Here is a 6174-nt window from a genome sequence, read left to right as displayed (position 1 = left end):
CCGCTTGCCCGTCGAGAAGTTGATCTCCAGCCACATCCGGCTCCAAGACTTGAATACAGCCTTCGACGAGCTGGCGACAGGATCCGTGCTCAGGCAGATGATCAGCTTCGAGTGATTGTCACGGTCCTCCGAGACGCAACGTGAATCTCGACGGCCTCTTAGCGGCCATGAAAAGCTGCCCATAGGCGGCTAGGAAAGCGCCCACTGAGGCGGATTCAAGGGGTCGACGCAACACCCGAGGTGGTCAATGGCTATCAGTAAATCACGGAGACGCTCCGCGGGGGTGTCCCACCCGAGGGTCTGTCGTGGTCGTTCGTTGAGTTCCTGGGCGACGTGCTCGAGATCCTCGGGTCCGTAGGCGTTCAGGTCGGTGCCTTTGGGGAAGTATTGTCGCAGCAATCCGTTGGTGTTCTCGTTGGATCCGCGCTGCCAGGGGCTGGCGGCGTCGCAGACGTCCACGTCCTTGGCGATGCCGAAGGACTTGTGCAGGGCCATTTCCGCATCCTGGTCCCAGGTCAGGGTTCCGCGCAGGTGTTGCGGCAGCGTGGCCATGGTCTCGATCAGTCGTGCTGAACTACACCCCAATTTGACGCACCTCGGCCAGCCCTCGAATTCCTTGCAGGACGGACGCCAGGAAATCAACCTCATATGCAGTCGGGTGGAAGCTTCCGCTCTACCAGACGAGACGCCTGTAAGCAGGCCGTGCGATTCGGCAGAAACCACATAAACGGCAATTCCGACCGTACACGCCGGTCGACCTAGTAAAGGAGGACTTGTGTCCTACAAGTTGCATGAACCGGAAGCCAGCGCTGCCTTCTCGCTCACGGGCGGCGGAGTGTTCCCAAACCCGGCGCTTTCTCTTTCCCTTGAAGTCATCACTTTAGAGGAGCCCCAGAGCAGAGACGAGAAGCTTAGCCGTGCCATCAGCAGACTCATACCCGCCGCTCTTGAGCGCAGGCAGGGAATCCTGGTCATACAACGCGATTACGGCAATTACACGGTTCGTGTCGACCACGAAGTGCCATGCGGCACAAGTCGGGAGTCCCGCGAATGGATCGTGCCAAGGTGAACCAGAGGACACGACGACTGGGCTGCGCCATCCACAAAGCCTCGAGGACAAATTTCCGTCCTGAATGCGGGCTACTGTCTGAATAGATTCCCTAAAACCACCTACCCCCGTGAGTAGGAGGTGGCCGCTCTCTATGAGCTACACCCCATCCTGACGTCAGGCAGGAGTGAAATGCTCGTCAGAATAGGGTCCGGAAAGCAGTTCCTGGACGGGTCCGCTGAACAGTCTTGGATTCAACCCTGACAGCCGGCCACGCTGAGGTATTCGGCAATTCCGCAACAGCCTGGTGGATGATTGCGGGTGTTTGGGGTGAAGGCAGGGCCCGCTGCCCACAGCCGGGGACGATCCTGATGGGTTATCCACCGCTACTGCTGCTGAGGGAGCACCCCAATGGCTCCCGATTTCCAGCCGTGGATAACCCGGATTGTCCCCAACCGTGGACAGCTTAGAGTCACCTAGTTCTGCCAGAGCTACCTCTCCTGGACTCGCACGTCGGGGAACCAGCCGTTCGGGGCCTTCTTGGGCTCCAGGTGTTCCGGGTCGCGGTGTTTTTGCATGTCGCATTTGTAGAACGGTCCGCGCGGGTCGAGGAGCACGCTCATGTGGTGGTCTGCGTGGTCTTTGAACCAGACACTGATTCCGGTGGCTCCGTCGAGCCTGAGGTGTTCCCAGGCCCGCCACAGCGCTTCTATCCGGGAGACTGCTTCGGGGTGGAAGTACCATTCGATGCACCATTTTGCTGCGCGGCCGTCGACGTCGCGGACGTAGGTGGGCAGGAGCTGCTCGTGCAGGAACTCTTCGGCTGAGCCGTAGACCAGTTCCGGTGGCTTCTGCTCGTCTTCAGCCGTGCTGGCGGGCTCTTCTGCGCTGGTGCCGGGCGCTTCGCTGAATCGGCCGATGTCGATGGTCATCTTGGAACTTCCTACCCGGTGACCCAGGGATTGGCGGCAGCTGCTGCAGCGAGCGGCACTTCGTCTTGCTCCGGCCGGGGGCTATACTTTTTGATGGATGCCTCTACAGCGTCCTTGTGCGGTCCGGTGTACCAGGGCATGGTCCGGACCAGGGTGGCCGGTGCGCCGGAGGCGAGGACGACGGCGCGGCCCCGGTCGAGTTCGGCGAGGTTGGAGACATCGAAGATGCGCTCCTTCCCTTCCTGTCGGGAGCGGCTGGACCCGGACTTCCCGGAGGAGACGGAGACGTTGGTGTAGCTGTAGTCACCGATCAGGTCCGAGAGGGCGCGGAGGAAGCCTTCTTCTGCGACGCCGCCGCCGTAGACCTTGACGTTCGCGGCGGACCAGATTTTCCGCATGTTTGCTTCGCCCCACAGCTCGACGCCCTGGGACCAGGACTGCAGGATGGCCATGACGATCAGGCCCTTGGAGCCGTAATGGCTGAACTGATCCGGCAGGGCTGCCCAACGGACGACGTTGGCCAACTCATCGAGGGCGAACAGCGCAGGTTTGGGCAGGCGGCCGCCGCTGCGCTCGGCCCGTTCCTCCATCGCCTCCGCGATCGCCACCGTCAACGCTGTCGTGAGCGGTGCAGCAGAGCCGGCTCCTTCCTTGGAGAGGATGTAGATCGTCTCCTGCGAGGCCGCGAACGCGTGCGGGTTGAACTGCCGGCGCGCGTCTGTGGCCACCGTCGCGCCGCCTGTCGGGGCGACCCAGCGCAGCGTGTTCCTGGACTTGAGGCACTGAATCATCTTCTCGGCCGTGCCGAAGATACCGTCACGCTGCTTGTCGGCAAGCTTCAGCGTGGACTCCAGACCCTTGTACTGCAGCTCGTAGTCATGCTCTTTCAGGACTTCGATAGGTTCCTGGCTGACCTGTTCGGTCACCCACACATAGACCTGCGTGATGGGCAGCTCCCCCAGTGCGGCCGCGAGGAAGTATGAGGAGAGGATGTCTTCGGCTTTGGGGTCGAAATAGGCATCCGGCTTGGATCCCGGAAGACGCGAACCGGCTGAGAAGTGCTGGGTGAGCTTGTAGGCCTTCTCTTCGTCGGTGACGTAGGAGAGCGGGTTCCACCACCAGTCCGGTTCCTCCTGGGCAATCTTCTGCGGATCGAACACCCACACCGGGGCCGTGACTTCGCGGACGCCACGGGTGCCGTCCACGACGTCGCGCTTGTTCGAGGTGGAGACCACAGCGCCGGGTGCGTCCAGGATCGCGGGCATGACCCGTGAGGTCGACTTACCGGTACGAGGGCCCCAGATATCGAGGCTGAGGTCTTCCCAGGACTGAATGAATGTCTGGCCGGTGGAGACGACCTTGCCCACGACGATGCCCGGCGTGCCTGTCACACCCAGCCGCTCGGCAGTCGCCCTCGCGCCTTTCTCGGAGAACGCAGCCAGGGATTTGCCGCGGCCCAGGTACCGGGCGGCCTTGTCGACGCGGGCACGCTTGGACGCACCCTTCCTCCACGCCACGAGCACGACGATGGCCAGAACCAGGACAACGCCTGCCATGAGGGCCCCCGCGACGGTGGACTGGACGGGCCACGGCACCCGGCCCTTGACCAGCCCGGCGATCAGATCAATGGGATGTTTGGGCGGCGCGTCGATGCCGGCCATCCAGGATCCCAGGTGGGCGGCAGCGTAGGTCCCGCCGCCGACGATGACGATGAAGCCTATGGCGAACCAGACCAGCAGGGCATCTCCGAGTCCCATTCCTTTACGGTTCGGTGCGCTCACAGCGTGCCTCCTTCCAGGGGCAGGTCAGGGGTCATTGGCTCGAGAAGCGTTTCCGGCGCCTCATGCCACTTTCCTTCGGTGTCGTTGACTCCATCCGGGCCTTGCTCAAGGGACGTTAAGCCCACCAGAACGGGGATGCCGGGCCGGCCGCCGACCTTGATCAGGAACTTCCCGCGTCCGGGAGGTTCGACGTCGAGCCCGCGGTTGTCCCAGGCGGGCGGGTCCTGCCAAGAGATGAGCTTCTGCTGCTCCTGGCGGGACAGCGGAATGGCGGAGGTCAGTAACGGCATCTCGGAGGCCGGGAGGCCGCCGCAGATGACCATGCCGGAGCGTTCCACGAAGCCGCGGGCTTTCATCCGGTCTTCTTCCGCCGGCAGCGCCAGCAGGTCGGACATGGTGTGGGAAATCATGATCTGCCCGACACCGACGGAGCGGTTCAGCCGGGTCAGGGCGTCCACCCGGTCCACCATGCCTTTACCGGCGCGCAGCGCCCGCCACAGCTCATCCAGGACGACGAAGTAGTTCCGGCGCGGTTCCAGCCCGGCGTCGGCGAGGGCGTTGGCGACGTTGACCGTGCCGAAACCGTAGGACCAGCAGGCCAGCAGGACGGCGGCCTGCAGGTCGGTTTCGGTCTCGTCAATGCTGGAGACATCGAAGACCACGGCGCGGTCCCGCATCATGGGGTTGGTGGTGCGCCGGGAGAAGACTTCTCCCAGCTTCCCGCCACCGGACAGGCCCAGCAGGGTTGCCTCCAAGGCGCGGGTTTCCTGCAGGTAGACGGTCATGTCGCCACGGTCCAGGGCGACCTGCCGCAGCTCATCGGGTGCGGAGATGATCACGTCCAAAAGGTCCTTCAGGACGGGAACACCGTCGAACCGGTCATCAAGGACGCGCAGGGCACGGTCCAGGATGGTCTGTTCCTGATCGGTGGGCGGGTTGTTCCGGCTGATCGTGATCAGGGAGACAACCATGGTCAGGCGGCGGCCGTGCGCGTCGGCGCGGACGCGGGCGGCGTCCTCATGGTGGCCGCTGTATTCGAGCAGCTGCGCCGCTTCGACGGCCTGGCCGGGATCGAGAATGTTCAGGTAGCCGACGCCGCGGCCGAGCCTGATGACCTGTCCGCCGAGCGCCTGGACCGCTTTGACGTGCTCGCCTTTCAAGTCCCCCAGGATCAGGGGGTGGACGCCCTGTGCGGAGAGACCGATGAACATCCGGCGCACCACGGTGGACTTGCCCAGCCCCGGCTTGCCCAGGATGAACGCGGACGGATTGGAAATCAGGCGTGCCCGCTGGAACCAGCTGATCGGGTCACAGCAGACCGTGCCTGAGTCTCCTCATGGCGTCCGAGCGGGACGCCGATCATGGGCGAGGACGCCCCGGAGGAAAACGGCCACAGCCCGCAGACCTGGACCGTGGTTCCCCGGTATTCCGTCACGGACGGAACGAGCTGGGCCATGCCGCCGCCGCGTCCGGTCCAGCCCCGGGCAGCCGGCCCGGCCTCACGTGGTTCCTTCGTCGACGTCTTCTTGGGCGCATTCTTGACGGGTGCTGCAGCCTTCTTGGCAGGTCGGGTGAAAAGTTTCATGCGGGCCATTTACAGGGCATCCTTAATCTCGGACGGCACCATGCTGTGCTTGGGAAGGACCAGACCCAAGGGCAGGGACGCGGCGAACGCGGTGTCCTGCGCGCCGTAGGCCCGGCGCAGCAGCACCCGGGCGGTACCCGAGGTTTGTTCCACGGCCGCGACAGCGTCGGGGAGGCGTTCCTTATCGGTCACTGTGGCCGTGACGACCATCCCGAAGTTCACCAGCCCGGCGCCCTGGGCTTCCTCGGTCGCGGTCTGCGCAGCGGAGCGGGCATCGACCAGGGCGCGCGCGGAGGGCCGGGTCCCGGAGGTGATGCGGACGTTGGCGTTGTTCTGGTCCCGCTCGACCACGGCGGCGGCCCGGGCCGAGTCCATCGGGCGGTACAGCAGCGAGACGCGTTTGCGGTCGATGTCCCCGTGCGGGGCCAGCAGCCTGGACAGGACCGAGGAGTTCACCGACCCGCGCGGGGCGCCGGTCATGGTCCAGGAGACTGAGAACGCGCTGTCGTGCCGGTAGTCATCCCAGGACGCCTGCGTCGCGGAGGGGCCGACTTCGCCCCAGGTCAGGGAGACCGGGGAGCCGGCGGCGTGCGCTTGATCAATTATCAGGGCAGCGGGAGGATCGTAGGCGATCCGGACGACCTCGCAGAGTTCCTGCGCTGACATTGGACGGGCGATGCCGGCGCCGGTGGACTGCAGCCGGGCCGACAGCCCGGGGATCCGGGACGCGAGGTCACGGGCCACGTCCTCCGGTGTGCGCTTCTTCGATCCCGCCCGCAGGGAGGCGTTAAACGACAGGGATACCCAGGCCCGGAGCGTGGCCGACCC

The 6174-nt window shown here is 64.6% G+C and carries 4 protein-coding genes and 2 pseudogenes; 1 reads left to right on the top strand and 5 read right to left on the bottom strand.

Annotation, left to right across the window (positions count from 1 at the left end):
* Positions 1-189: 189 nt before the first annotated feature.
* A pseudogene (locus AB4089_RS22830) lies at positions 190-564 on the bottom strand (IS30 family transposase); the annotation flags it as partial.
* 211 nt (positions 565-775) lie between these two features.
* Here AB4089_RS22830 and AB4089_RS22825 point away from each other — a divergent pair.
* Positions 776-1069: a hypothetical protein gene (locus AB4089_RS22825; protein WP_441411547.1), complete on the top strand. Its 294-nt coding sequence runs from the start codon at positions 776-778 to the stop codon at positions 1067-1069.
* Between the two features lie 470 nt (positions 1070-1539).
* Here AB4089_RS22825 and AB4089_RS22820 read toward each other — a convergent pair whose 3' ends face one another.
* The 4 genes and pseudogenes from AB4089_RS22820 to AB4089_RS22805 form a co-directional block, all read right to left on the bottom strand.
* A complete protein-coding gene (locus AB4089_RS22820) occupies positions 1540-1980 on the bottom strand; it encodes a DUF4913 domain-containing protein (RefSeq protein WP_441411546.1) in 441 nt (146 codons plus the stop codon).
* A gap of 11 nt (positions 1981-1991) precedes the next feature.
* On the bottom strand, positions 1992-3761 hold the full coding sequence (locus tag AB4089_RS22815; RefSeq protein ID WP_441411545.1) for a type IV secretory system conjugative DNA transfer family protein: 1770 nt from the start codon (positions 3759-3761) through the stop codon (positions 1992-1994).
* A pseudogene (locus AB4089_RS22810) lies at positions 3758-5355 on the bottom strand (ATP/GTP-binding protein). Before AB4089_RS22810 ends, AB4089_RS22815 begins: the two are co-directional and overlap by 4 nt.
* The coding region (locus tag AB4089_RS22805) for an SCO6880 family protein (protein ID WP_441411544.1) at positions 5356-6174 on the bottom strand (819 nt) is incomplete at its 5' end.

It is taken from the genome of Arthrobacter sp. 2MCAF15 (assembly GCF_052115605.1).
Lineage (GTDB): Bacteria > Actinomycetota > Actinomycetes > Actinomycetales > Micrococcaceae > Arthrobacter.
This window is presented reverse-complemented; position numbering and strand designations above follow the sequence as displayed.